Source organism: Polaromonas sp., from assembly GCF_012927485.1.
GTDB lineage: Bacteria > Pseudomonadota > Gammaproteobacteria > Burkholderiales > Burkholderiaceae_C > Polaromonas.
This window is the reverse complement of sequence record NZ_JABBPC010000004.1, coordinates 1-22,979: the sequence shown is the minus strand read 5'-3', so window position 1 is coordinate 22,979 and position 22,979 is coordinate 1. Positions and strand designations below refer to the sequence as shown.

General features: G+C 56.8%; 20 protein-coding genes and 1 pseudogene. 15 read left to right on the top strand and 6 right to left on the bottom strand.

Going from position 1 to position 22,979, the window contains the following annotated elements; translation table 11 throughout:
* Positions 1–618 precede the first annotated feature (618 nt).
* The 4 genes from HHJ16_RS00690 to HHJ16_RS00675 form a co-directional block, all read right to left on the bottom strand.
* The gene (locus HHJ16_RS00690) at positions 619–1,749 is read right to left on the bottom strand and encodes a branched-chain amino acid ABC transporter substrate-binding protein (protein ID WP_293639861.1); all 1,131 of its coding nucleotides are present in this window, start codon (positions 1,747–1,749) and stop codon (positions 619–621) included.
* 232 nt (positions 1,750–1,981) lie between these two features.
* A complete protein-coding gene (locus HHJ16_RS00685) occupies positions 1,982–2,305 on the bottom strand; it encodes a hypothetical protein (RefSeq protein WP_293639860.1) in 324 nt (107 codons plus the stop codon).
* A complete protein-coding gene (locus HHJ16_RS00680; protein ID WP_293639858.1) occupies positions 2,302–2,739 on the bottom strand; it encodes a DNA polymerase III subunit chi in 438 nt (145 codons plus the stop codon). The genes HHJ16_RS00685 and HHJ16_RS00680 overlap by 4 nt, the downstream gene beginning before the upstream one ends.
* Entirely contained in the window at positions 2,736–4,292 is a 1,557-nt protein-coding gene (locus HHJ16_RS00675) for a leucyl aminopeptidase (RefSeq protein WP_293639857.1), read from the bottom strand. Before HHJ16_RS00675 ends, HHJ16_RS00680 begins: the two co-directional genes overlap by 4 nt.
* 69 nt (positions 4,293–4,361) lie before the next feature.
* On the opposite strand from HHJ16_RS00675, the gene lptF reads away from it, so the two are divergent.
* The 6 genes from lptF (at position 4,362) to HHJ16_RS00645 (ending at position 9,511) form a co-directional block, all read left to right on the top strand.
* Positions 4,362–5,486 carry an LPS export ABC transporter permease LptF gene (gene lptF, locus HHJ16_RS00670; RefSeq protein WP_293639856.1) on the top strand — a complete coding sequence of 375 codons (1,125 nt, stop codon included), beginning with the start codon at positions 4,362–4,364 and terminating at the stop codon, positions 5,484–5,486.
* Complete coding sequence (lptG, locus tag HHJ16_RS00665) at positions 5,483–6,628, top strand: LPS export ABC transporter permease LptG (protein ID WP_293639854.1); 1,146 nt, start codon at positions 5,483–5,485, stop codon at positions 6,626–6,628. The genes lptF and lptG overlap by 4 nt, the downstream gene beginning before the upstream one ends.
* Positions 6,629–6,647: 19 nt before the next feature.
* Positions 6,648–7,025 carry a CbiX/SirB N-terminal domain-containing protein gene (locus HHJ16_RS00660; protein ID WP_293639853.1) on the top strand — a complete coding sequence of 126 codons (378 nt, stop codon included), beginning with the start codon at positions 6,648–6,650 and terminating at the stop codon, positions 7,023–7,025.
* Positions 7,026–7,113: 88 nt separating this feature from the next.
* Entirely contained in the window at positions 7,114–8,058 is a 945-nt protein-coding gene (locus HHJ16_RS00655) for a CysB family HTH-type transcriptional regulator (RefSeq protein ID WP_293639852.1), read from the top strand.
* Positions 8,055–9,263, top strand: coding sequence for a pyridoxal phosphate-dependent aminotransferase (locus tag HHJ16_RS00650; protein ID WP_293639850.1), 1,209 nt, complete (start codon positions 8,055–8,057; stop codon positions 9,261–9,263). Before HHJ16_RS00655 ends, HHJ16_RS00650 begins: the two co-directional genes overlap by 4 nt.
* Positions 9,264–9,352: 89 nt before the next feature.
* Positions 9,353–9,511, top strand: a complete 159-nt coding sequence (locus tag HHJ16_RS00645; protein ID WP_293639849.1) for a DUF3309 family protein — start codon at positions 9,353–9,355, stop codon at positions 9,509–9,511.
* Positions 9,512–9,618: 107 nt separating this feature from the next.
* Here HHJ16_RS00645 and hrpA read toward each other — a convergent pair whose 3' ends face one another.
* Entirely contained in the window at positions 9,619–13,539 is a 3,921-nt protein-coding gene (gene hrpA, locus HHJ16_RS00640; protein ID WP_293639848.1) for an ATP-dependent RNA helicase HrpA, read from the bottom strand.
* Between the two features lie 78 nt (positions 13,540–13,617).
* Positions 13,618–14,838, bottom strand: coding sequence for a GGDEF domain-containing protein (locus tag HHJ16_RS00635; protein ID WP_293639847.1), 1,221 nt, complete (start codon positions 14,836–14,838; stop codon positions 13,618–13,620).
* A 205-nt stretch (positions 14,839–15,043) separates the two neighbouring features.
* Here HHJ16_RS00635 and argA point away from each other — a divergent pair, with 205 nt between their 5' ends.
* The 9 genes and pseudogenes from argA to HHJ16_RS00590 form a co-directional block, all read left to right on the top strand.
* A complete protein-coding gene (gene argA, locus HHJ16_RS00630; protein WP_293639846.1) occupies positions 15,044–16,393 on the top strand; it encodes an amino-acid N-acetyltransferase in 1,350 nt (449 codons plus the stop codon).
* Positions 16,394–16,621: 228 nt separating this feature from the next.
* Positions 16,622–17,389: an amino acid ABC transporter permease gene (locus tag HHJ16_RS00625; protein WP_293639845.1), complete on the top strand. Its 768-nt coding sequence runs from the start codon at positions 16,622–16,624 to the stop codon at positions 17,387–17,389.
* Positions 17,376–18,098: an amino acid ABC transporter ATP-binding protein gene (locus tag HHJ16_RS00620; protein ID WP_293640015.1), complete on the top strand. Its 723-nt coding sequence runs from the start codon at positions 17,376–17,378 to the stop codon at positions 18,096–18,098. Before HHJ16_RS00625 ends, HHJ16_RS00620 begins: the two co-directional genes overlap by 14 nt.
* Before the next feature lie 97 nt (positions 18,099–18,195).
* Entirely contained in the window at positions 18,196–18,417 is a 222-nt protein-coding gene (locus HHJ16_RS00615; protein WP_293639844.1) for a hypothetical protein, read from the top strand.
* Between the two features lie 35 nt (positions 18,418–18,452).
* Positions 18,453–19,973, top strand: coding sequence for a 3-hydroxyacyl-CoA dehydrogenase (locus tag HHJ16_RS00610; protein WP_293639843.1), 1,521 nt, complete (start codon positions 18,453–18,455; stop codon positions 19,971–19,973).
* Position 19,974: 1 nt separating this feature from the next.
* The gene (locus HHJ16_RS00605) at positions 19,975–20,754 is read left to right on the top strand and encodes an oxepin-CoA hydrolase, alternative type (protein WP_293639842.1); all 780 of its coding nucleotides are present in this window, start codon (positions 19,975–19,977) and stop codon (positions 20,752–20,754) included.
* Positions 20,755–20,890: 136 nt separating this feature from the next.
* Complete coding sequence (locus HHJ16_RS00600; RefSeq protein ID WP_293639841.1) at positions 20,891–21,616, top strand: Crp/Fnr family transcriptional regulator; 726 nt, start codon at positions 20,891–20,893, stop codon at positions 21,614–21,616.
* Between the two features lie 3 nt (positions 21,617–21,619).
* Entirely contained in the window at positions 21,620–22,729 is a 1,110-nt protein-coding gene (locus HHJ16_RS00595; RefSeq protein ID WP_293639839.1) for a phosphotransferase, read from the top strand.
* Between the two features lie 58 nt (positions 22,730–22,787).
* Positions 22,788–22,979: pseudogene (locus tag HHJ16_RS00590) on the top strand (acyl-CoA dehydrogenase); the annotation flags it as partial.

Sequence of the window (22,979 nt, the reverse complement as noted above, 5' to 3'; positions counted from 1 at the left end):
TGCCTTGGCATCAGATCGTTCTTCGTTGCCCTGATAGCCAGCATCCCCAACGGCTACGGCCTTCTGTTTATGCAGCATGGCGTTTCCTCCTGCGATATTTCTCACAACGCCAGATTTTGCCATAATGGCCTTACATATAAAAAGTGTATTTCTTAGCTAACGGTAGGTTTCCGTCTCGTCGGCAGGCAGAAATCAGCTTCCAATCCGAAGCTACCCGAACGCAAGCGTGCTAATTTGGTCAAAATGACTGTGCCTGCGAATTTGATTATAAAAACCCTCAATGTTTGCGTAACCAGACTAAAACCGTGGCCCAATCCTGGAAGCCACGGCGTCGTAGCGCACCGTCGCAGGTCAGATCGCCTTTTTCTACTTGGAGCAACCAAGCCCCATTAAAAAGTCAGCCAGCAATCCCGCTGACTCATCTTGGCTGCTGATTCCATTTGATTTGACTTGCCTTTCTGGATTCTCAAGGCGTCAACTTATTTCAGGATCGGGCAAATCCTTGATTCCATTGACTCGCCTTTTCTTGATGAAAAAACTGTCAACCTTATTCAGGACGGGTCAGAGCCATGAAAAAAGCCACCCCATGGTGGCTTTTTTAGTGACTGCTAAATAGCTTTAGTTCAGGGCCGACTTTTTGCCGTCTTTGTACACATACAGAGTGATGGCTGGATTTCTCAGTTCGCCGTTGGGTTCGAAAGCGATGGTGGTGGTCACACCTTTAAAGTTGGATTTAATCAACTCTGGAACGTAGACTTTTGGATCGGTTGAGTTGGCCCGCTTCATGGCATCAACCAGAACGAACGTTGCATCATAGGTATACGGGCTGTAAATTTGGAACTGACCAGGGTATTTGGCGTCGTAACGTTTTTTCCAGGCTTCACCGCCCGGCATTTTGGCCAAGGAAGCGCCCCCTTCCGCGCAAACAACATTACCGATGGTCTTGGCGCCACCGGCCAACTTGGCCACTTCAGCCGTGCAGATGCCGTCACCGCCAAAATATTTGACGTTGCTCATTCCGAGCTGTTCCATCTGGCGCAACATCGGGCCAGCTTGTGCATCCATGCCGCCAAAGAAGACCGCATCAGGGTTTTTGGATTTGACCGCGGTAAGGATGGCCATGAAGTCCGTGGCTTTATCGGTTGTGTATTGCTCGTCAACCACAGTCATGCCTTTTGCCAACGCCGTTCTTTTAAAGACTTCAGCAACACCTTGGCCGTAGGCAGTACGGTCATCAATGATAGCGACCCTTTTCAGCTTCAGGGCGTCAGCAGCGTAAAAAGCCAGGCCGGCGCCCAAAGCGTTGTCGTTGGCGATGATGCGGTAGGTGGTCTTGTAGCCAGGCTTGGTCAGACTGGGGTTGGTTGCAGCGCCCGTCACCATGGGAATACCGCAATCGTTGTAAATCTTGGCTGCGGGAATCGTCGTCCCCGAATTCAAATGACCGACAACGCCAGACACTTTAGAGTCGCACAGTTTTTGTGCAGCTGCCGTGCCCTGTTTTGGATCAGCCGCATCATCTTCAGCAACAATTTCAAACTTGATTTTTTTGCCCCCGATGACCACATTTTGTGCATTCAGGTCTTCAATGGCCATGCGTACGCCATTTTCGTTGTCTTTTCCGTAGTGGGCCTGTGAGCCGGACATCGGTGCCACGTGCCCAATTTTGACCACGGCTTCTTGAGCGGACGCAAAACCCGCGCCCATAGCAATACACGCCGCAACCGTCAGTTTTAATTTCATTTGCATAGAGACACTCCGAGTAGGAAATTACCGTTAAAGGTTGAGAACAATTTTTTTTACTCAACGGGGCAGAACTTAACGCAATTTCCGGGCCCGCGCCATAGGAACGTCCCTAATTTCTTTCAATAAGGGATTTATTCAGAGATCAGATGAGCTTTCTAATTTCAAGTTTTAGCAAGCGCCGTCTTAAAAGAATACCCTTGTAAAAATTCGGCGACAAGGCATCATTGATCTAAGGTCAAAGCCTCGGTTGAGCCAGTTCCTGCTCAAAGGCATCGTTCACGCATTGGCGCACAACGAGTTCAATCTCTTCCCGAAGGCGGGGCGCGAGGGTTTGGGTATGCGCCAAGATCACCTGCTTGACCGTCTCCCGCAAACGCCGCTCGAGCATCAGGTCTATCCGCTGCAAAACACGGTGCACAATTTCATCCTCCCGCTCAGGAGAAAGCGCCAGAAGAACGCCACTCTTGTTCAAAGCGGGCCCTGCAGTGGACCTGAGTGCAGGCTGGACTACCTCGGTCAGCGTGGGGACGAAACGAGGCGGGACCGAAGGACTACTCATGTGTCCTCCTGAATAATGGCAAGGTCATGCTGCTTCATGGTGTACCCCCTATCGGTGTAGTGCTTCCAGCGGCTACGTGCCGAAACGCGGTCATCGTCAGCCTGTGTCACCACGTCGATAAGGCGCTCAAAACGCTCAAATCCCACAGGAATTCTTTGCCCCAGATTGACTAAAACGTCGTAATGCATGCATCCCGTGAACGATTCGGCAAGAAGTACTGGAGCAGCCCCCTTACTGTTTTCTGCGGCGCCGGCAAGGCAGTGCGGCACAAACTCCGTGGGCGAAAAACTCCATAGCAATTGATCAAGTTCGGCCAGCACTTCAGGCCCTGCCGTTACCACAACATTGGCGCCACTGAAGTAGGCCTTGCGCAGCAAGCGACAGCTGTAGGCGAGCCTGTCACGCACGTTGAAATGGAAAGCAATTTCAGTCATGTGCGGGTTTTAGGAGCAGCCGTTCTTCTTTTCACTGGCGTGACTTTAGGGCGGGCTTCAGCGCGGGCTATAGGCAGCGTTTTAAGCGCTGCTTTCTTCCCCGCCACAGCAGAGGCCTGACTTAGTAAAAAGTCCAACAGCAGGGGCACCGGGCGCCCTGTCGCCCCTTTAGCGGCCCCGCTTTTCCAGGCCGTACCGGCAATATCCAGATGCGCCCACGGAAAACCAGCCGTAAAACGCTGCAAAAACTTTGCAGCGGTCACCGCGCCGCCTGCTCTCCCTGCCACGTTGGCGACATCGGCAAAATTCGTTTTGAGACCCTCGGCGTACTCTTCATCCAACGGCATCCTCCAGCACAAATCCAGGGATGTTTCACCGGCTTCCGCCAGCGACGTGGCCAACTGCTCGTCCGCTGAAAATAACCCGCTGCGGACTCCCCCCAACGCCACCACGCAGGCGCCAGTGAGTGTCGCTATGTCCACGACCGCCCGAGGCTTGAAACGCTCTGCGTAAGTCAATGCGTCGCACAGCACCAGCCGTCCTTCCGCGTCGGTATTCAGAATTTCGATGGTTTGCCCATTCATGCTGGTGACTACGTCGCCAGGTTTGATGGCTCGCTCGCTCGGCATGTTTTCGCAGGCCGGGATCAATCCCACCACGTTCAGTGCTGGTTGCAGTTCCGCGAGCACCCGAAAGATCCCCAGCACGCTCGCAGCGCCGCACATGTCAAACTTCATCTCGTCCATCTCGGCCGCGGGTTTGATGGAAATACCCCCCGTATCAAAGGTAATGCCTTTGCCGATCAGTACTACAGGCGCCTCGGCCTTGGCAGCACCTTCATAATGCAACACAATAAAGCGTAGCTGCTCTGCAGAGCCCTGTGCGACGGCTTTGAACGCACCCATGCCCAGCTTGTCAATCTCCTTCAGACCTAAAACTTCGGTCTTAATGTGAGGCAATTTACCCAGCTCCCGGGCTGCACCCGCCAACAGGGTGGGGGTTGCATGATTCGCCGGCCGGTTGCCCCATTCTTTGGCCAACTCAATACCTTTGACCAGCGCCGCGCCTTTTTCGAACCCCGCCATGGTCGTTACTGAATCATTCACAGCGACTACGACGCGTTGCAATTTTGCTGGACTTGCTTTGGATTTGGTGGTGCGGTAGGTGTACGTGGCGTCGCCGCAGGCCACAACAGCTGCGCGCACCGATTCGGCCTGCGGGTTATTCAACGCACTGAGGCAGAGAACTGCGCGCTGGACGGTGCTGGTTTTTAAAGCCCCCATCGCCGCATTCACAGCAGTACGGACATTTTTTGGACTCCCATCACCCGCCCCCACCAGCAATACCCGGGTCGCCGCGATGCCCGGCGTGCGGTAGGCGCTGAGCAGCTTGCCGGGTTTGACCTCAAAGTCACCCGATTTGATGGCAAGTGCAGCCAGGACAGACAGGGGATCGCCCTCTGAATTCAAGTCTTGCGGTATGAGTACCACCAGCGCATCACATTTTTCGCTACAAATTCGGGTACGGGTCAGTGTTTTGAGTTCAAAGTTCATAATTCACGGTCTGGTAAATAAACCAAAATAAAACAAAAATAAAACGACTCGAAAGCGCTTATCCCTTCAATGTTATTCCAATCTTCAATTCGCAGAGAGTTAGCACGCAGTTTCGGCGCAACCCTGGTGGTGTTGATCACCATCGTCATGACCATTGTGCTGATTCGCACACTCGGCCAAGCCTCGCGAGGATTTATCAATCCCCAGGATGTCATGCTATTCATGGCTTTCTCGGCTTTGGGCCGTCTGCCGACCATCTTGACGCTATCCCTCTTCATTGCCATGGTCAGCACCTTGTCGCGCATGTACCGTGATAGCGAAATGGTGGTGTGGTTCACCAGCGGCCAGGGACTTGCGGGCTTCCTTGTGCCGCTGTTTCGCTTTGCCTGGCCGGTTCTTATTGTCATTTCCCTGATGGCACTCTTTGTGTGGCCATGGACCAACCAGCAAACCAAGGACATGCAAAGCCGCTACGAGCAACGCGGCGACCTGGACCGAATTGCACCGGGACAGTTTCAGGAATCGTCCAACGGCAACCGCGTATTTTTTATTGACCGTGATCTGGCAGGCGAACAAGCCAGCAACAATGTGTTTATCGCTGCAACCGAAAATGGCAAAAGCTCTCTCACCACGGCGCGCTCAGGCCACATTACGACCAAAGGAGATGCCCAGTTCCTGATACTCGAAAACGGCCAGCGGCTTGAAAATGTTATTGGGCAATCAGCCCTCAAAATCAGCGACTTTGAAGAATACGGTACCAAAACGGGGGCCGCGAACTCCCTCACTGAAAGCGCGCCGGAAGCCAAGCTTCTGTCCACCCGCGCCCTCATTAGCACCCCCACACCTGGCAACCTCGGTGAACTGGCTTGGCGGCTCGGTCTGGCCTTGGCGGCAATTAACTTCGTGATTCTGGCGCTGGCGCTGGCCAGCGTGAACCCGCGCGGCGGGCGCAGTGGCAACATGATTTTTATTTTGCTGACGTTTGTGGTTTACAACAACTTGATCAATCTGGGGCAGAGCTGGATTTTCGTTGGCCTTATCAGCTTTAGCAACTTCTTGTTGACCCTGCACGGTGTTGTCTTGCTGCTGGGCTTGGGATGGCTGGCAAAGCGGCATACCAATTGGGTTCTCAGGCTGACCCCGCGCGTGCGCCATGCACCACCTGCCGTGCGCGTTAATGGGAACCGCCCATGAAAACCATACGCCGTTTGATCTACGGCGAAGTGCTGGCGGCCATTGCCTTAGTGGCGCTGGGCTTTCTGGCCCTTTTCTTCCTTTTTGACCTGGTCGATGAGCTGCAATATCTTGGCAAAAATAACGGCTTAAGCGCGGCCGCCAACATTTACCAGGTCAGACACGCGCTGTTGTACGTGGCTTTGCTCATACCCAATCATCTCTATGAACTGCTACCCATCTCGGTGCTGATCGGCACCATTTTTGTCATGGCTCGCTTGGCTCAAAGTTCTGAATACACGATTTTGCGCACCAGTGGATTGGGGCCGTGGCGCGCGCTCAAATTGCTGCTGGTGCTGGGTGCATTTTTTGTGGTGTTCAGCTTTGCGGTAGGAGACTACGTGGCACCAGCCAGCGAGCGCGCGGCACAGTTGCTCAAGGCGCGCTACCAAAGCAAGATCACCGTCGGCCAGACCGGTGCGTGGCTAAAAGAGAAACAGGCCTACGACACCTACGTGGTCAACGTCAAGGAGTTGTCACCTGACAACGAAATGCATGGAGTCAAGATTTTTGAATTCAACAACAAAGGGCTGATTCTTTCGATCACCCAGGCACCGGTCGCTAAATTTACGCAGGGCGACGCCTGGCGGCTTGAACAGGCCAACCGCGCAGACTTTGAGGTTCCGGCACTTTCTATCGCCGCCCCCAAAGTCGGGGAAAACGCGAAAGTCACTCGAACTACCATCGACAGCTTCCGATGGCCCACCGCGATCAGCGCAGAGATGGTTGCGGTAGCGCTGCTCAAACCCGACCGGATGAGCACGATCGACCTTTTCAACTACATCCGGCACCTCGATGCCAACGGCCAAACGGCCCAGCGCTATGAAATCGAGTTCTGGAAAAAACTTTTTTACCCGCTTAGCTGCCTGGTGATGGTGATGTTGGCCTTACCGTTTGCCTACCTTCATTTCCGCTCGGGCGGCATCGCCGGCTATGTGTTTGCCGGCGTCATGATCGGTATCAGCTTTTTCTTACTGAACAACGTGTTTGGCTACATCGGTAATCTGCGCGACTGGCAGCCTTGGCTGGCGGCCGCTGCACCAGGACTGCTGTACATGGCGGTTTCGTTGGCTGCATTCGGCTGGTTAGTTGTCAGACACTGAAGACCCGGTTGCCCGAAAAATGACGCTTAAGCAATCGAGCCTTTTAGGTATTATTCTGTTCGCTCATGGCTCTCGCGACCCCCAGTGGAGAGCGCCGATTGAAGCCGTCGCCGAGCAAATCCGCGCCCGCCGACTCGGCACCAAGGTTTGCTGCGCCTATTTGGAACTTTGCACCCCGACGCTGCCTGAGGCCGCAGTTAATTTAATTGCGGCGGGTGCGACGCAATTAAGAATATTTCCTCTTTTCCTTGGGGTCGGCAAACATGCACGTGAAGACTTGCCGCTACTGATAGAACAACTGCGGGCCGCTCATCCTGACGTAGCGATCGAACTCCTGCCGACCGCCGGCGAGTACGCCCAGCTCACGGCCCTAATGGCCGACATCGCTCTTTTCTGAGTCAAAAGGAAAAAGAAATTAAGGGACTCCACCCACCTCGTTAGCTTAAAAAAGGCATACTAAAGAGAATGATTATTCTTTATTCGGTATGAATCTCCACCAATTCCGCTTTGTCCAAGAAGCCGTACGACGCAACTTGAATCTCACCGAAACAGCCCGTGCCTTGAACACGTCGCAGCCCGGCGTTTCCAAGGCCATTATTGAGCTTGAGGAAGAGCTGGGTGTCGAGATCTTTGCGCGACATGGCAAGCGCCTCAAACGTGTAACCGAGCCCGGCGCGCACGCACTCCAAAGCATAGAGATCATCATGCGCGAAGTGGGCAACCTGCGGCGTATTGGCGAGCAATTTTCGGCACAGGACAGCGGCACGCTTTCCATTGCCACTACCCACACCCAAGCGCGTTATGTCTTGCCGCACCCGGTGGCCAAGTTGCGCGAAGCTTTCCCCAAAGTCAATGTCAGCCTGCACCAGGGCTCACCCGACCAAGTGGCCCGTATGCTCATTGACGAAGTGGCGGAAATCGGCATCGCTACGGAATCCCTGACTCAATTTTCCGAACTGGTGACGCTGCCCTGCTACGAGTGGCAACACATGCTGGTGATGCCGATGGATCATCCGCTGGCTAAAAAGGACAGCATCACGCTGGAAGACTTGGCCCACGAACCGCTGATCACCTATCACCCGTCGTTTACCGGGCGCACCAAGGTTGATCAGGCTTTTGCGGCAAAGCATTTGCAGCCTCGCATTGCCCTCGAAGGCATTGACTCCGATGTGATCAAGACCTACGTACGACTAGGGTTGGGCGTCGGCATTGTGGCGGAGATGGCGCTCAAGGACGATGGCACCAACAGCGACTTGGTGGCCCTGCCTGCCGGTTCGCTGTTTGGCGTGAACGTCGCCCGCGTGGCGTTCAAACGCGGTGCCTACCTGCGTAATTTTGTTTACAAATTTGCCGAGCTGCTTAGTGATCAACTCGACCGTGCAGTGATCACCAAGGCCATGGCGGGCCGAGGCAACGATTACGAAGTATGACCATCGCAATGCAACATACGCTGGGCGCAAGCGCACCGCGCACCCCGCCGCTAAAAAGCAAACTGCCAGATGTCGGAACAACCATTTTTACCGTCATGTCCACGCTGGCAGCGGAAAAAGGTGCGGTCAATCTGGGCCAAGGCTTCCCTGACTTTGATTGCGACCCCAAGCTGGTACTGGCGGTGCTGGAGGCCATGAACGGCGGATTGAACCAGTATCCGCCCATGGCGGGAATACCTGTATTGCGCCAAGCTATTGCCGCCAAGTTGGTAAAGCTGTATGGCCGAAGCTACAGCGCCGACCAGGAGATCACCATCACGGCGGGGGCCACGCAAGCCATCATCACCGCCATTTTGGCCGTAGTCCACCCTGGCGATGAAGTGGTCGTGCTGGAACCCTGTTACGACAGCTATGCGCCTAATATTGAATTGGCGGGTGGAACGGTGGTGCGAGTTCCTTTAACACCCGGCACATTTCGTCCCGACTTCGACAAGATATCGGCTACTATCACCAGCAAAACTCGCGCGATCATTATTAATTCGCCGCACAACCCCAGCGCAACTGTCTGGCCTCAGGCCGACATGTTGAAGCTGCAGGACCTGCTGGCGCCAACCGATATCTTGCTGATCAGTGACGAAGTCTATGAACACATGGTGTTTGACACGACTGATGGCGAGGCACACCAGCGCCACCAAAGCGCAGCGCGCTTTCCAGGGCTTTCGGCACGGGCATTCATTGTGAGTAGTTTCGGCAAGACTTACCATGTGACCGGCTGGAAGGTTGGCTATGTCGCAGCGCCTGCCACGCTAACGGCGGAATTCCGCAAGGTGCACCAGTTCAATGTCTTCACCGTCAACACGCCTATGCAGCATGGTCTAGCCGCCTATATGGCTGATGACCGTCCTTACCTCGGCTTGCCGGCTTTTTACCAGCGCAAACGTGATCTGTTCCGCAGTGGATTGGTCAACACCCGGTTTAAATTGCTTCCTTGCGAAGGCAGTTACTTTCAGTGCGTTGAGATCTCACAAGTCAGCGACCTCAGCGAAATTGATTTTTGTAAATGGCTGACCACGGAGGTCGGAGTTGCAGCCATTCCGCTGTCGGCATTTTATGGTGACGGGTTCGACCAGCGCGTAGTGCGTTTTTGTTTTGCCAAAAAAGACGAAACCTTGTATCTTGCACTGCAACGCCTGGCCAAACTGTAGGCATCTCCTGACGTTTAAATGCGTCGCCTTCTTGCCCGTTTTCACCCCCTTCCTGGCAACAATCATGGTACACAACAAGGAGTGTTTCAATGTCCCTATCGCTCATCCTGCTCATCATTCTTATCCTGATCCTGGTCGGCTCCCTACCGACTTGGGGGCACAGCCGGAGTTGGGGTTACGGTCCCAGCGGGGGCGTCGGCCTGATCGTTATCATTCTGGTTGTTCTACTCCTGATGGGGCGCATCTAGTTTTCAACTCGCCCTCCACCACCCCGAAAAAAAGGACCTCGCCATCGCAAGGTCCTTTTTTTAAATCCCCTTTTTGGATTCAAGCTGTACCGCGCTATGGCGCTGATTCAGCTATTTAACTGAGTCCACAATTTGTCCAGCCGTTTTACGCTGACCGGCTGGGGCGTACGCAACTCCTGTGCAAAGAAGCTCACCCGCAACTCTTCGAGCAGCCAGCGAAGCTCTTGCATGCGGGCGTCTATTGCACCCTTGCGGTCTGCTACCAGGCGCCAGTACCGCTGCTCCTGCGGCCGCAATTCGTTCAGGCGCGTGGCATCACGCGCTGGGTCAGTACGCCACTTCTCAAGCCGGAGCGTGATCGCTTTCAGATAACGTGGAAAGTGCTGCAGTTGGGCGTATGGCGTAAGGGTTAAAAACCGTTTTGGCATCAGTCGATGCAACTGCTGCGCGGCGTCAAGCGCGGCATCAGTGGCATTTTTGACGTCCTTGATTTTCCGCTGTGCCACGGCGAACTCCATCAGGATGCTGGCGGCCAAGCGCGTCACTTCGCTGGCAATCAGGGTCAGGCGCCCCCGCCCTTCGTCGTTGCGTTTTTTAAAATCTGCTTCGCACGTAGGAAGTGGCTCCTGCAGGAAAGCGCGGTCCAACGCTACTTCAATGATTTGCTGACGCAGCTCCTCCAAAGTGCCGCCACCCGAGTGGTCGGCAGCCCGGCCCACCAACATGTAAGCCGTGGCTGTTTTTTGCAGCTCCGGGAGATTTTTTTCAAGGTACTTCAGTGCATCTTTGATCTGCAATGAAAATAGCCGCCGAAGGCCACCGCGGTGTTTGGCGACTGCCACATCGGGCTCATCAAACACCTCAATCTTCACCGAGTCACCCAAATCGATCAGCGCCGGAAAGCCAATCAGCGTTTGAGACCCTTTGTGAATCTCCATCAGTTCGGGCAACTCGCCAAAACTCCAGGTGGTGTAGTGTTCCGGCGTTCTCGATGCTATTTTTTCAGGCGCTACTGGCGCTGTTTGCGCGGGGACTAAGGACCTATTTGACGCTGTTGGTTGTAGGGCGTCGGTGCTTTTTGCGGTCGCACTTCCTACCTTCGTTCTCAAGTTTTTAAGACCTGCTAGCGCTTGGAAGGCGCCTCGCGCCTGCGCTCCCAATTCGCCTTTTAGCGCACCGAGGTTTCGGCCGGTGCCGAGCTGCCGGCCATGCTCGTCCACTATGCGGAAGTTCATGAACAGATGCGGTGGCAGCATGTCCAGCTTCATATCGGCGCGCTTGATATCGAGCGAAGTCGCATCGCGCACCCATTTCAGCACAGCGTCGGTCAGGGAACCGCTGCCAAACACCGCCGGCAGACTCAGTTGTTCAGCCATGCGGCTTGCCGTGTCTGGCAGCGGCACCAACCGCGAACGGGGCCGCTGGTGCAGGGTTTTAATCAGCGCCTGGATTTTGTCTTTCAACATACCCGGCACCAGCCACTCGCAGCGCTCTTCGTTCACCTGGTTCAGGGCAAACAGCGGGACGTCCACGGTGACGCCGTCTTTAGCGTCGCCGGGCTCGTGCAGATATACGGACGCGCAATCCACGCCACCCAACCTCAGGGTTTTGGGAAAGGCCTGACTGGTGATGCCTGCAGCTTCATGCCGCATGAGCTCATCGCGCGTCAGCAACAACAAGTTTGGTTGTTTTTTGACTTCGTCTTTGAACCAGCGTTCACAGCTGGCTCCACTGCACACCTCTGCCGGCAACTGCTGGTCGTAAAAAGCGTAAATCAGCTCTTCGTCCACCAGCACATCTTGCCGACGCGCCTTGTGTTCGAGGTCTTGCACCTGCTCGATCATCTTAAGGTTGGCGGCAAGAAACGGCAGTTTGGAGTCCCAGTTTCCAGCCACCAGCGCCTCGCGAATGAAGATCTCACGCGCCGTCACAGGGTCCACCCGGCCAAAGTTAACCCGCCTGCCGTTGTAAACCACCAACCCATAGAGCGTGGCACGCTCAAGCGCCGTGACTTGCGCGGCTTTCTTCTCCCAATGCGGGTCGAGCAACTGCTTATTTAAAAGGTGACCAGCCACCTGCTCTATCCATAGCGGCTCGATGTTGGCAATGCCACGGCCAAAAAGCCGGGTGGTTTCAACCAGCTCAGCCGCGACAATCCAGCGGCCCGGCTTCTTGCTGAGCTTGGCGCCGGGATGGCGGTAGAACCTGATCCCGCGCGCGCCCAGGTACCAATCCTCCTCGTCGTTTTTGCAGCCAATATTGCCCAATAGGCCGCACAACATCGACAAGTGCAACTGCTCATAGCTCGCGGGTTTATCGTTGAGCGTCCAGCCTTGTTCGCCCACTACCGTGTGCAGTTGAGAGTGAATGTCGCGCCATTCGCGCACGCGGCGGATATTGACGAAGTTTTCACGCAGCAAGCTTTCGTATTGCCGATTGGAAAGCTTGTGCTCCGCGCCATGCCCGCCTCGGCTGTCGCCCAACCACTTCCAAAGCTTCAAATAACCGCTAAATTCACTTTTTTCATCGTCAAATTTGGCATGGGCCTGGTCGGCTTGGGCCTGCCGGTCCATCGGCCGGTCGCGCACATCCTGCACGCTGAGCGCGCTGGCAATCACCAGCACCTCATCGAGAGCCTGGCGGTCTTTTGCCTCCAGGATCATGCGGCCTACCCGGGGGTCTAACGGCAGCTTTGCCAGCGTTCGGCCCACTGGTGTCAATTCGTTGTCGTCGTCCACCGCACCCAATTCGGCCAGCAGCTGGTAGCCGTCGGCGATCGCGCGGCGCGGCGGTGGCTCGATGAAGGCAAAGTCTTCGATCGTACCCAAATGCAAGGCCTTCATCCGCAAAATCACCGAGGCGAGCGAGCTGCGCAGGATCTCCGGATCCGTAAACCGGGGCCGGCCCGCAAAGTCTTTTTCATCATAAAGACGGATGCAAATGCCATCCGCGACGCGCCCGCAGCGTCCCGCCCGCTGGTTCGCCGCGGCCTGCGACACCGGCTCCACCATCAACTGTTCCACCTTGTTGCGAAAGCTGTAACGCTTGACGCGGGCGGTGCCCGCATCTATGACGTAGCGAATGCCTGGCACGGTGAGCGAAGTTTCGGCCACGTTCGTGGCGAGCACGATACGTCGCCCACTGTGGCCGTCAAAAATTCGGTCCTGCTCTGCCTGGCTGAGGCGGGCAAACAGCGGCAGCACCTCTGCATTGCGGTTCAGGGGCTGATGGGCCAGGTGTTTGCGCAAGTGATCTGCAGCTTCGCGAATTTCGCGCTCACCAGGTAGAAAAATCAAGATATCGCCGGCGCTGTGCGGGTTAAGCCACAGCTCATCTACCGCATCCGCAATGGCGTCGTTCAAATCGTAGTCGCGCGACTCTTCGTAGGGCCGGTAACGCTGCTCCACCGGAAACACGCGGCCGGACACCATGATGACCGGCGCCGGCCCTTTGGCGGAGGCGAAATAGTCGGCAAAACGCTGCGCATCGATGGTCGCCGAGGTGATGACCACTTTCAGGTCAGGCCGGCGCGGCAGCAACTGGCGCAAGTAGCCTAGTAGGAAGTCGATGTTCAGACTTCGTTCATGGGCCTCGTCGATGATGATCGTGTCGTAGGCTCTAAGCAGCGGATCGGTCTGCGTTTCGGCCAGCAAGATACCGTCCGTCATCAGCTTGACGGAGGCATCCCGGCTCAGCCGGTCCTGAAAACGGACCTTGTAGCCGACCACGTCGCCCAGCGGCGTTTTCAGTTCCTCGGCAATACGCTTTGCGACGCTGGAGGCTGCAATGCGGCGCGGCTGGGTATGTCCGATCAGCTTGCCCTGGCCGGCCGGGTAATTGAGTTTGCCGCGACCCATCGCCAGCGCAATCTTCGGCAACTGCGTGGTTTTACCTGAACCAGTTTCGCCGCAAACGATGATGACCTGGTGCGCAGCGAGCGCAGCGGTAATATCTTCGCGCTTGCCGGAAACAGGTAACGAGTCGGGAAAGGTGATGGCCAGGGGGAGCAAGGAGAAGTCAGCAGTCAAAGGCGCTGATTATCGGTGTTCTTGCCGGCGCTAGAGTTTGAGCAGTTATCGCGCCGATGCCGGTTGCGCGCCCGCGGTTTAAGACGCAAGCACCGGCACGCCCACAATCTCTCCGCTTTTTTCGTCGTACCAGGCAACCCGGCTGGGGTAAGCCCAGGCCGTTCGCGAAGTACCCCGCCCCATGGCCACCGTGGTGGTTGCACGCGCATCATCCCCGGACACCCTCAACACCCCTACCCCGACATCGGCAGTCCACCGAGTTTGCTTAGGGGCCAGCGACCCGGCTTCCGGGCGGGTATGGAGGATCACAGGCTTTGACAAGCGCGCCTGGACCGCGTGCGCCAGCTCGATCAGGTGGCCACTGTCCTCGCAGTTGCGCACCAACAGCAAAAACCCGTCGTCGGCCAGCCGACCCATTTCAATATGCGCTGGCACCGTGCGCCGCAAGCGGCCGGCGCACACAAACAATGCATGGTTCAACGCGGCCAGACTATAGAGATTTTTGAGCACATACAAGTTGGCGATGGAAATCACAATAACGCCCAGCGGCGCAGGCTTGTCGCGGTAATGCTTGAATGCAGCGCCCACCATGTAACCCGTTTCCACGTCCGAACGCATGCGGGTGACCGGGTCATAGTTCGGTCCCTGCGCCATCACCTCGTGCAACTCAATGAGGTAGGAATACCGTATCCAGAGCACCGACGCCATAGTCGCCAGATAGGCCGTCGCAGCAAGGGCACTGACGGCGTGAACCTGCCAGGGTACATGGGCCCGGTCCAGCGCAATCCAGCCGAGTCCGGCCAGGGCCACCAGCATGAAGGAAACCCCCGATACCGCCACCCAGGCCAGCCGGTCACCGCGCAAGGCGCTACGGATGCTTGAGGCCAGCGCCACCACACCGAGCAGGCAGGCCACGGCCGTGCTCAGCCCCAGCGCCTGCAGCGGTCGAACGAACCAGCCGGCCACGATCACGGCAGCCGCCAGTGCAGCCAGCGCCGTGATGACTTGTCGCCGCGTCTTGGGCGGTTGCAGAATGCCGAGAATGGAAAAAAGCAGGTACGCCAGCAGCGTAGACACCAGGCAGGCCACGAACGCCAAAAATCGCGCCAAGGTGTTGGGATCAGCAATCGGCAACTCGCCCAGAAAGGCGGTCACAAAAAAAGCCGATGCCACTGCCGACAGGGCTGCATTGAGGGCAATTCGGCGCAGGGAATGAATGAAGGCAACCACCGAACCTGCCAGCATCAAGCCGGTCGTCCCGAAAAAGCAGCCCCAAAAACCGATTACAAATTGTTCCATTTGGGTGAACAATACCTGTCCTGCCGATATAACGCAACTTTGGACAGTAGACGTGAATCGGCAAGGAGGCCGCCGCTTCCTCCCTTACACTCATTGCAATTTTTCCATGTTTTCCGGGAAATAGCTTCGAGCCCCTGAAACACCTGCTTTTCAACCGCCTGTTAGCCCATCTTCGCGATCGCCTTCCGAACCCGAAAGCGCACCCATGTCTGCCGTCTTCAATTTCACATTTGTCCCCTGGTTTCGGTCGGTAGCGCCGTATATCCACAAATTCCGTAATCAAACCTTTGTGGTGGGCGTCTGCGGCGAAGCCATTGCCGCGGGCAAGTTAGCGCACATTGCGCAGGATCTGGCGCTGATCCAGAGCATGGGCGTGAAGATCGTGCTGGTGCACGGTTTTCGCCCGCAAGTCAACGAACAGCTCCAAGCTAAGGGCCACGCAGCCAAATATTCACACGGCCTGCGCATCACCGACGAAGTGGCGCTGGACAGCGCCCAGGAAGCCGCCGGCCAATTGCGATATGAAATTGAGGCGGCCTTCAGCCAGGGTCTTCCCAACACACCCATGGCCGGGTCCACGGTGCGCGTCATTTCCGGTAATTTTCTCACTGCGCGCCCGGTGGGCGTTCTGGATGGCGTTGACTTCCAGCACTCGGGCATGGTGCGCAAGGTCGATGTCGGCGGCATATCACGCACGCTTGACTTTGGCGCGATGGTTCTGCTCTCGCCGTTTGGCTTCTCGCCCACCGGAGAAGCCTTCAACTTGACGATGGAGGAGGTGGCGACCAGCGTGGCCATTGCGCTGCAGGCTGACAAACTGATCTTCCTGACCGAAATCCCCGGTATCCGCGTCAAGCCGCTCGACCCCGAAGGCGAGGACAACCCGATCGCCACCGAGCTGCCACTGGCCGCCGCCGAGCAGTTGCTATCCCACCTGCCGAGCCCCCAGCATCCCACCGACACGGCCTTCTATCTACAGCACTGCGTCCAGGCCTGCAAGGCTGGCGTGGAACGCAGCCACATCATTCCGTTCGCCACCGACGGCTCGCTAATGCTGGAGATCTACGTGCACGACGGCATCGGCACCATGGTGGTGGACGAAAAGCTGGAATCCCTGCGCGAAGCCACAGGCGACGACGTGGGCGGCATCCTGCAGCTGATTGAGCCGTTTGAAAACGATGGTACCTTGGTCAAACGCGGCCGCACCGAGATCGAGCGCGATGCAAACCTGTATACCGTCGTCGAGCACGACGGCGTGATCTTCGCCTGCGCCGCGCTGTATCCCTATCCGGAAGCCAAGACCGGTGAAATGGCGGCGCTCACCGTGTCGCCGCAAAGTCAGGGCCAGGGCGATGGCGAAAAAATCCTCAAACGGATCGAGCAGCGAGCCCGCGCCAACGGCCTCCAAAGCATTTTTGTCCTCACCACACGGGCCATGCACTGGTTCATCAAGCGCGGGTTTGTTTTGGTTGACCCGGACTGGCTGCCGGAAGCCCGCAAACGCAAGTACAACTGGGACCGGAAAAGTCAGGTGCTGGTCAAGAAACTTGGTTGATTGCTAGCGTTACCATTGCCGCACTTTCGTTTGCGTCCTTACCAGGGCGTTTAACGCTCCTCACAAATTTCAGTCGCTACTCTGATGGACTTCACCATGACTTTCCCGAACAATACGGCGGCTTCAGCCGACCTGGCCGCAGCCAAGTCCGGCAGGTTGCCGGTGCAGATCTGCCGAAAATGGTTCATGGCTGCAACGCCAGCCCAATAATCACCAACCGGATTCGTTATGGAGCAAGTCCTCTGGTTCGGCTGGTTTCGCGCCGACATTATTTTCCAATACGCATCACTGTTTTGGCAAGGTCTTCAAATGACCGTCGCGATTACGCTGATTTGCATTGTTCAGGGCACGGCATTGGGTCTGGTGCTCGGCTTGGCGCGCCTGGCTGAAGCCCGCCGAGCACCTGCAAAACAGCTTTGTAAATACGCTTTACGCTGGCCCTCGATTGTTTTCGTCAGTTTTTTCCGGGGCACCCCTCTGTTCGTACAGATTCTGTTGATTCACTTTGCAGTGCTCCCGCTGTTTATCAATCAGGCGGATGGCCTGTTGATTTCGGGTGAAGCCGCGCGCAACATCAAGCAAAACTATGGTGCTTTTCTGTCAGGGGTTGTCGCTCTCACCTTGAATGCTGGGGCCTATATCTCCGAGATCTTTCGGGCGGGTATCCAGTCGATTGACCGGGGCCAGGTGGAGGCCTCGCGGTCACTGGGTATGTCCTTTCCCAGAACCATGTACCACATTGTGCTGCCGCAAGCGTTTCGTAGAATGCTGCCGCCTTTAGGCAATAACGCCATTGCATTGCTAAAAGACTCGTCACTTGTTTCGGCGATTGGTTTGGCGGAGCTGGCCTACGCCGCACGCACCGTGGCTGGCGCCTATTCGCGCTATTGGGAGCCCTATCTCACCATCTCGCTGATGTATTGGGTGCTCACGCTGGGCCTTGCATACGGCATTAACAAATTGGAGGATCGCTATGGTCGAGGTGATTCGCGTTGAAAGATTGACCAAACAGTTTGGTCACCTCCCGGTGCTGCGCGGTATCGACTGCACCATCAAGGCGTCTGAAGTGGTTTGTGTGATCGGGCCGTCCGGGTCGGGTAAGAGCACCTTTCTCAGGTGTCTGAATGGTCTGGAAGACGCATCGGGTGGAAAAGTGCTGATACACGGCATTTCAGTGCATGAACCCCAAACCGATGTGGATGCGCTGCGCTCAGAAATTGGCATGGTATTTCAGCGGTTCAATCTTTTCCCACACAAAACTGTGTTGGAAAATATCACATTGGCTCCCACGAAAGTACGCGGATTGACCGCTGCGCAGGCTCGCATCCGCGCCACCGAGCTGTTGGACAAAGTTGGACTTCTCGACAAGATTCAGGCCTACCCAAACCAGTTATCCGGGGGGCAGCAGCAGCGGGTAGCTATCGCAAGAGCCTTGGCCATGCAACCGCGCATCATGCTGTTTGACGAGCCCACCTCAGCGCTGGATCCTGAAATGGTCGGCGAGGTGCTAGCCGTCATGCAAGCTTTGGCGGAGGAAGGGATGACCATGGTGGTGGTCACGCACGAAATGGGTTTTGCACGCCAGGTTGCTGATCGGGTGCTGTTCATCGACGAGGGTCTGGTGGTTGAAGAAGGCGTTCCCGCCGACATTTTTGACCGGCCCCAAGAAGAACGCACGCGCAGATTCCTGAGCAAGGTGTTGTGAACCACAAGGTCGGCAGATAACTTTGACCGCGCCCGCCAGAAACGACACTTTGCGTCAGCACATCAGATCACAGCGCCGGGAGGTGCAGAAAAGCCCGATGGTAGTTGTCGCACGGGCCTTAGCGCTTGAATACCGCAAACAGCAAACTCAAACGGCTTGCCACGTAATGGGCTTCAGCGCCAGCGGCTACTTTGTGCACTGGCGACGCAAGAATGCGAACAAACGTATCAGTGATGAAGCCCTGGTGGCACGCGGCACACCCACCGAAGCCCACATACTGAAGTGGCGACGAGGTGCGTCCAACAAGGCACGTTCATAGCACCGCAGCGGAACCGGGTCAGCCATAATTCATAAATGGAACTAATTTACCAAACCGTTGGAATTGTTGGCGCGGGTGCCATGGGCCGAGGCATCGCCCAGATTGCCGCGCAAGCGGGAAGCCTCGTCAAGTTAATGGACGTGCAGACCGGCGCAGCAGAAAAAGCCCGTGAGGCGATTTGCACGCAATGGGATAAGCTGGTTGGGAAAGGCCGTTTGGAGGCCACTGCGGCGGCGGGCTACAAGGCCCGGCTCTTGGTGGCGGACAGCTTGGCCGATCTTGCAGATTGCGACTTGATTGTCGAAGCTATTGCGGAGCGTCTGGATGTCAAGAAAACCTTGTTCGCTGAACTTGAGGCGCTTGTACCCCCTCACACCGTATTAGCCAGCAACACCTCGTCACTGTCGATTACAGCCATTGCAGCGGCGCTGAAGCAGCCCGAGCGCGTGGCTGGCTATCACTTTTTCAACCCGGTCCCGCTGATGAAGGTGGTGGAAGTCATCGCCGGTTTGAAAACCAGTGCGACTGTCTGCAGCGCCCTGGCCAACTACGCTCGCCAGATGGGACACACCCCCGTTCTGGCCCAGGATACCCCCGGCTTCATCGTTAACCATGCTGGTCGGGGCTACGGCACCGAGGCGTTGCGCATTGTGAGCGAAGGCATCGCCGATTTCGCCACCATAGACCGTATCCTGCGTGACCAGGCCGGCTTCAAACTCGGTCCTTTCGAACTGCTGGACCTGACCGCACTGGATGTCTCTCACCCGGTCATGGAGTCGATCTACCACCAGTATTACGAAGAAGACCGCTATCGCCCTAGCGTGATCACCGCTCAGCGCTTGGCAGGCGGGATGCTGGGCCGTAAAACCGGCGAAGGCTTTTACCGCTATACGGACGGAGTAGGCCAGGTTCCCGCCGAAGCACCAGCGCCAGAAGTTTCTGAAATACCACCCATTTGGGTATCGCCCCGGGCGTCCCGACGATCAGAGCTGTTGCAGTTGCTCAAAAATCTCGGTGCCAACATCGAAACGGGTCACGCTGCGTCGCAGGAGGCGCTGTTGCTGGTCGCTCCGCTGGGTTTTGACATCACCACCGTCGCCGTGGTCGAGCGGCTGGACCCGTCGCGCACCGTAGGTATAGACATGCTGATCGACGACGGCATCACCAAACGGCGTGTGCTGGCGACCAACCCTGCGACTCGCACCGACATGCGCGATGCTGCACATGCGCTGTTCGCTCGCGACGGTAAACCGGTCAGCGTGATCCGGGACAGCGGCGGATTTGTGACGCAGCGCGTCGTCGCCACCATCGTCAACATTGCCAGCGACATCTGTCAGCAGGGCATTTGTAGCCCGAAAGACCTGGAAACTGCCGTCACGTTGGGGCTAGGCTACCCCTTGGGCCCATTGGCTATGGGCAACCGTTATGGCCCGACCAACATTCTGGAGGTGCTGTTCAATATGCAAACCGTGTATGGCGACCAACGCTACCGCCCTTCCCCTTGGCTGCGGCGCCGCGGCGCCATCGGCCTGAGCCTGATGCACGAGGAAAGTTGAAATGGCCGGCGCACTGAAAACTACCAGCGAGGGGCGCACCCTCATACTGACGCTCAGTAACCCCGACTTCAAAAATGCGCTCGGTCCAGAAATTTACGCAGCCGGCATCGAGGCCTTCAATTCTGCCGAGAATAATCCCGAAATCCGCAGCGTAATAATCACTGGCGAAGGCTCGACGTTTTGTGCCGGTGGCAACCTGCAACGGCTGCAAGCCAACCGGCGTGAGGCGTCCGCCGTACAAGCCGAAAGCATCGAAGGTCTGCACAATTGGATCGAGGCGATCCGCACCTATCCCAAACCGGTGATAGCTGCGGTCGAAGGCGCTGCGGCCGGTGCCGGTTTTTCACTGGCATTGGCCTGTGATTTTGTCGTGGCCGCTGAGAACGCCGTCTTCGTGATGTCCTACAGCACGGTCGCGCTGTCACCCGACGGCGGAGGCAGCTGGAGTCTGGCCCGCGCTTTGCCGCGCGCTTTGACCAGCGAACTTCTCATGTGCGGCGAGCGCATCAGCGCCCAGCGGCTGCACGACTTAGGCCTGGTGAACCGCGTATGCGCCGCTGGCAATGCCCTCACCGCGGCCCTGCAGCTATCCGAACAGCTGAATGCACGCGCACCCAATGCGCTAGCCAGCATCAAGGAGCTTATTAACGAGTCGCCGGCGAGCACACTGAGTCAGCAGCTTGCGAGTGAGCGCGATCATTTCGTTCTGAACCTGCACCACGCCAATGGTGCCGAGGGCATCGAAGCCTTTCTGCAAAAACGAACGCCCCAGTACCGTTGACAAACCCCGCCTTGCGACTGCACCAGGTTCACGCGGCAAGACGATTCACGTTCGACACCCAGGCGACAGATGACTGGCGCAGGGCGCGTCTCTCAAGCGACAATGCGACTCTTATGAGTCACTCAAAAGACAGACCATGGACGATCCAATTCTTACTATAGACGAAAGAGAGGCCATTAATAATGGCCGCTGGTTTTCCTCCCTATCCCCTTCTTTGAGGCACGACATACTTCGATGCGCTTACGTCAGACGCCACAAAGACGGCGAACTCATTTCGGCCCGGGGCGACCCGCCGGAGGAATGGATTGCCTGCGCCAAGGGTGCCGTGCGTGTGAGTTCCACCTCGCTCTCAGGCAAGCAGATCACGTTGACTTACGTAGAGCCGGGCATTTGGTTCGGCGACGTGGCGATTTTCGACGGCGACCGGCGCACGCACGACGCCTATGCACATGGCAGCACCACCATCCTGTGCGTCGCAAAAGCCGACTTCAAAAAAATACTGGCAGCGCATGCGGAGCTTTACGAAGCCATGCTGCGCCTGCATGCACGGCGCATTCGCCAGCTTTACGGCCTGGTGGAAGATCTCAACACACTGCCGCTGCGGGCACGCCTCGCCAAGCAGCTGCTTCACCTGGTGCGAAGCTATGGCGTGCCGAGCTTGGCCGATGGACGCGAGGTGCGTATCGGCCTTCAACTGGCGCAGGAGGAGTTGGCCCAGTTGCTCGGTGCCTCACGCCAGCGGGTCAATCAGGAACTCAAGTCCATGGAGCGCGAGGACGCCATCCGCATCGAGCCGGGTGGCTTGGTGGTGCGCAACCGCGAAACTCTGATGCGCATTTCTGAAGCTGAGATTGATAAATAAGCCATGAACAACTTCGACCACTTTGTAGGAACCCGGGCGGTATCCAGCGCGCACGCTGTTGATACCGACGCCCTGATCGCCTACTTGAATCAACACCTGGATGGTTTCAACGCCCCGTTGACCGTTGAGATATTCAAAGGCGGGCAGTCCAATCCCACCTACAAACTAATCACCCCCAGTAAGTCCTATGTGATGCGCGCCAAGCCCGGCCCGGTCGCCAAGCTACTGCCTTCCGCCCATGCGGTAGAGCGTGAATTCAAGGTCATGAAGGGCTTGCAGGGTAGCGACGTTCCGGTCCCAAAAATGTATTGCCTTTGCGAAGACGAATCGGTCATCGGACGCGCTTTTTATGTGATGGAGTTCGTCGCCGGCCGTGTCCTCTGGGACCAGTCCCTGCCCGACCTGACAAACCACCAGCGCGGCGAGATCTACGACGAAATGAACCGAGTCATCGCCGCCCTGCACAAGGTCAAGTTTGCAGAGCGTGGACTGGCCGACTATGGCAAACCCGGCAACTACTTTGAGCGCCAAATAGGCCGCTGGAGCAAGCAATATACCGCCTCGGCCGACGGGGCAGGCCCGATGACCCAGCCCGTCCCCGAGATGCTCAGTCTGATGCAATGGTTGCCGGCCAACATTCCGACCAGTGCGCGCGATGAAAGTATGGTTTCCATCGTGCATGGCGACTTTCGGCTTGACAACCTGCTTTTCCATGCCACCGAGCCGCGCGTGCTTGCGGTATTGGACTGGGAACTGTCCACGTTGGGCCACCCGCTGGCCGATTTCAGCTACCACTGCATGGCCTGGCATATTCCACCGGGCGCGTTCCGCGGCATTGGTGGGCTGGACGTTGCCAGCCTGGGCATTCCAACGGAGGCCGAGTACATTCGCCGATATTGTGAGCGCACCGGGCTGACCACACCCGAGGCGCTCAAAGCCGATTGGAACTTTTACATGGCCTACAACCTGTTTCGCCTCGCCGCGATTTTGCAAGGCATTGCCAAACGGGTCGAAGCGGGCACCGCTTCCAGCGCCCAGGCAGTCAGTTCAGCGGCGGGTGCGCCGTTGCTGGCAAAGATGGCTTGGGACTTTGCGCTTAAAAGCCGAGCTTGAAACCAGCGACTTTTCACCATCACCCCCGACCATACCGTTAATACTTTTAGGAGATTTCATGGACTTCGACTACACCCCCAAAGTACAGGAACTGCAGAACCGCCTGCTTCAGTTCATGACCCAGCACGTCTACCCGAACGAAGTCGGATTTTTTCGGGAAATTGCTGAAAACCGTGCCAAGGGAAACGCCTGGATTCCCACCAGAATCATCGAAGAACTCAAGCCGAAAGCGCGTGCAGCAGGTCTCTGG

Coding starts and splice junctions, on each gene's coding strand:
- HHJ16_RS00690 (WP_293639861.1), bottom strand. CDS start 1,749: ATGCAAATGAAATTAAAACTGACGGTTGCGGCGTGTATTGCTATGGGC.
- HHJ16_RS00685 (WP_293639860.1), bottom strand. CDS start 2,305: ATGAGTAGTCCTTCGGTCCCGCCTCGTTTCGTCCCCACGCTGACCGAG.
- HHJ16_RS00680 (WP_293639858.1), bottom strand. CDS start 2,739: ATGACTGAAATTGCTTTCCATTTCAACGTGCGTGACAGGCTCGCCTAC.
- HHJ16_RS00675 (WP_293639857.1), bottom strand. CDS start 4,292: ATGAACTTTGAACTCAAAACACTGACCCGTACCCGAATTTGTAGCGAA.
- lptF (WP_293639856.1), top strand. CDS start 4,362: ATGTTATTCCAATCTTCAATTCGCAGAGAGTTAGCACGCAGTTTCGGC.
- lptG (WP_293639854.1), top strand. CDS start 5,483: ATGAAAACCATACGCCGTTTGATCTACGGCGAAGTGCTGGCGGCCATT.
- HHJ16_RS00660 (WP_293639853.1), top strand. CDS start 6,648: ATGACGCTTAAGCAATCGAGCCTTTTAGGTATTATTCTGTTCGCTCAT.
- HHJ16_RS00655 (WP_293639852.1), top strand. CDS start 7,114: ATGAATCTCCACCAATTCCGCTTTGTCCAAGAAGCCGTACGACGCAAC.
- HHJ16_RS00650 (WP_293639850.1), top strand. CDS start 8,055: ATGACCATCGCAATGCAACATACGCTGGGCGCAAGCGCACCGCGCACC.
- HHJ16_RS00645 (WP_293639849.1), top strand. CDS start 9,353: ATGTCCCTATCGCTCATCCTGCTCATCATTCTTATCCTGATCCTGGTC.
- HHJ16_RS00635 (WP_293639847.1), bottom strand. CDS start 14,838: ATGGAACAATTTGTAATCGGTTTTTGGGGCTGCTTTTTCGGGACGACC.
- argA (WP_293639846.1), top strand. CDS start 15,044: ATGTCTGCCGTCTTCAATTTCACATTTGTCCCCTGGTTTCGGTCGGTA.
- HHJ16_RS00625 (WP_293639845.1), top strand. CDS start 16,622: ATGGAGCAAGTCCTCTGGTTCGGCTGGTTTCGCGCCGACATTATTTTC.
- HHJ16_RS00615 (WP_293639844.1), top strand. CDS start 18,196: ATGGTAGTTGTCGCACGGGCCTTAGCGCTTGAATACCGCAAACAGCAA.
- HHJ16_RS00610 (WP_293639843.1), top strand. CDS start 18,453: ATGGAACTAATTTACCAAACCGTTGGAATTGTTGGCGCGGGTGCCATG.
- HHJ16_RS00605 (WP_293639842.1), top strand. CDS start 19,975: ATGGCCGGCGCACTGAAAACTACCAGCGAGGGGCGCACCCTCATACTG.
- HHJ16_RS00600 (WP_293639841.1), top strand. CDS start 20,891: ATGGACGATCCAATTCTTACTATAGACGAAAGAGAGGCCATTAATAAT.
- HHJ16_RS00595 (WP_293639839.1), top strand. CDS start 21,620: ATGAACAACTTCGACCACTTTGTAGGAACCCGGGCGGTATCCAGCGCG.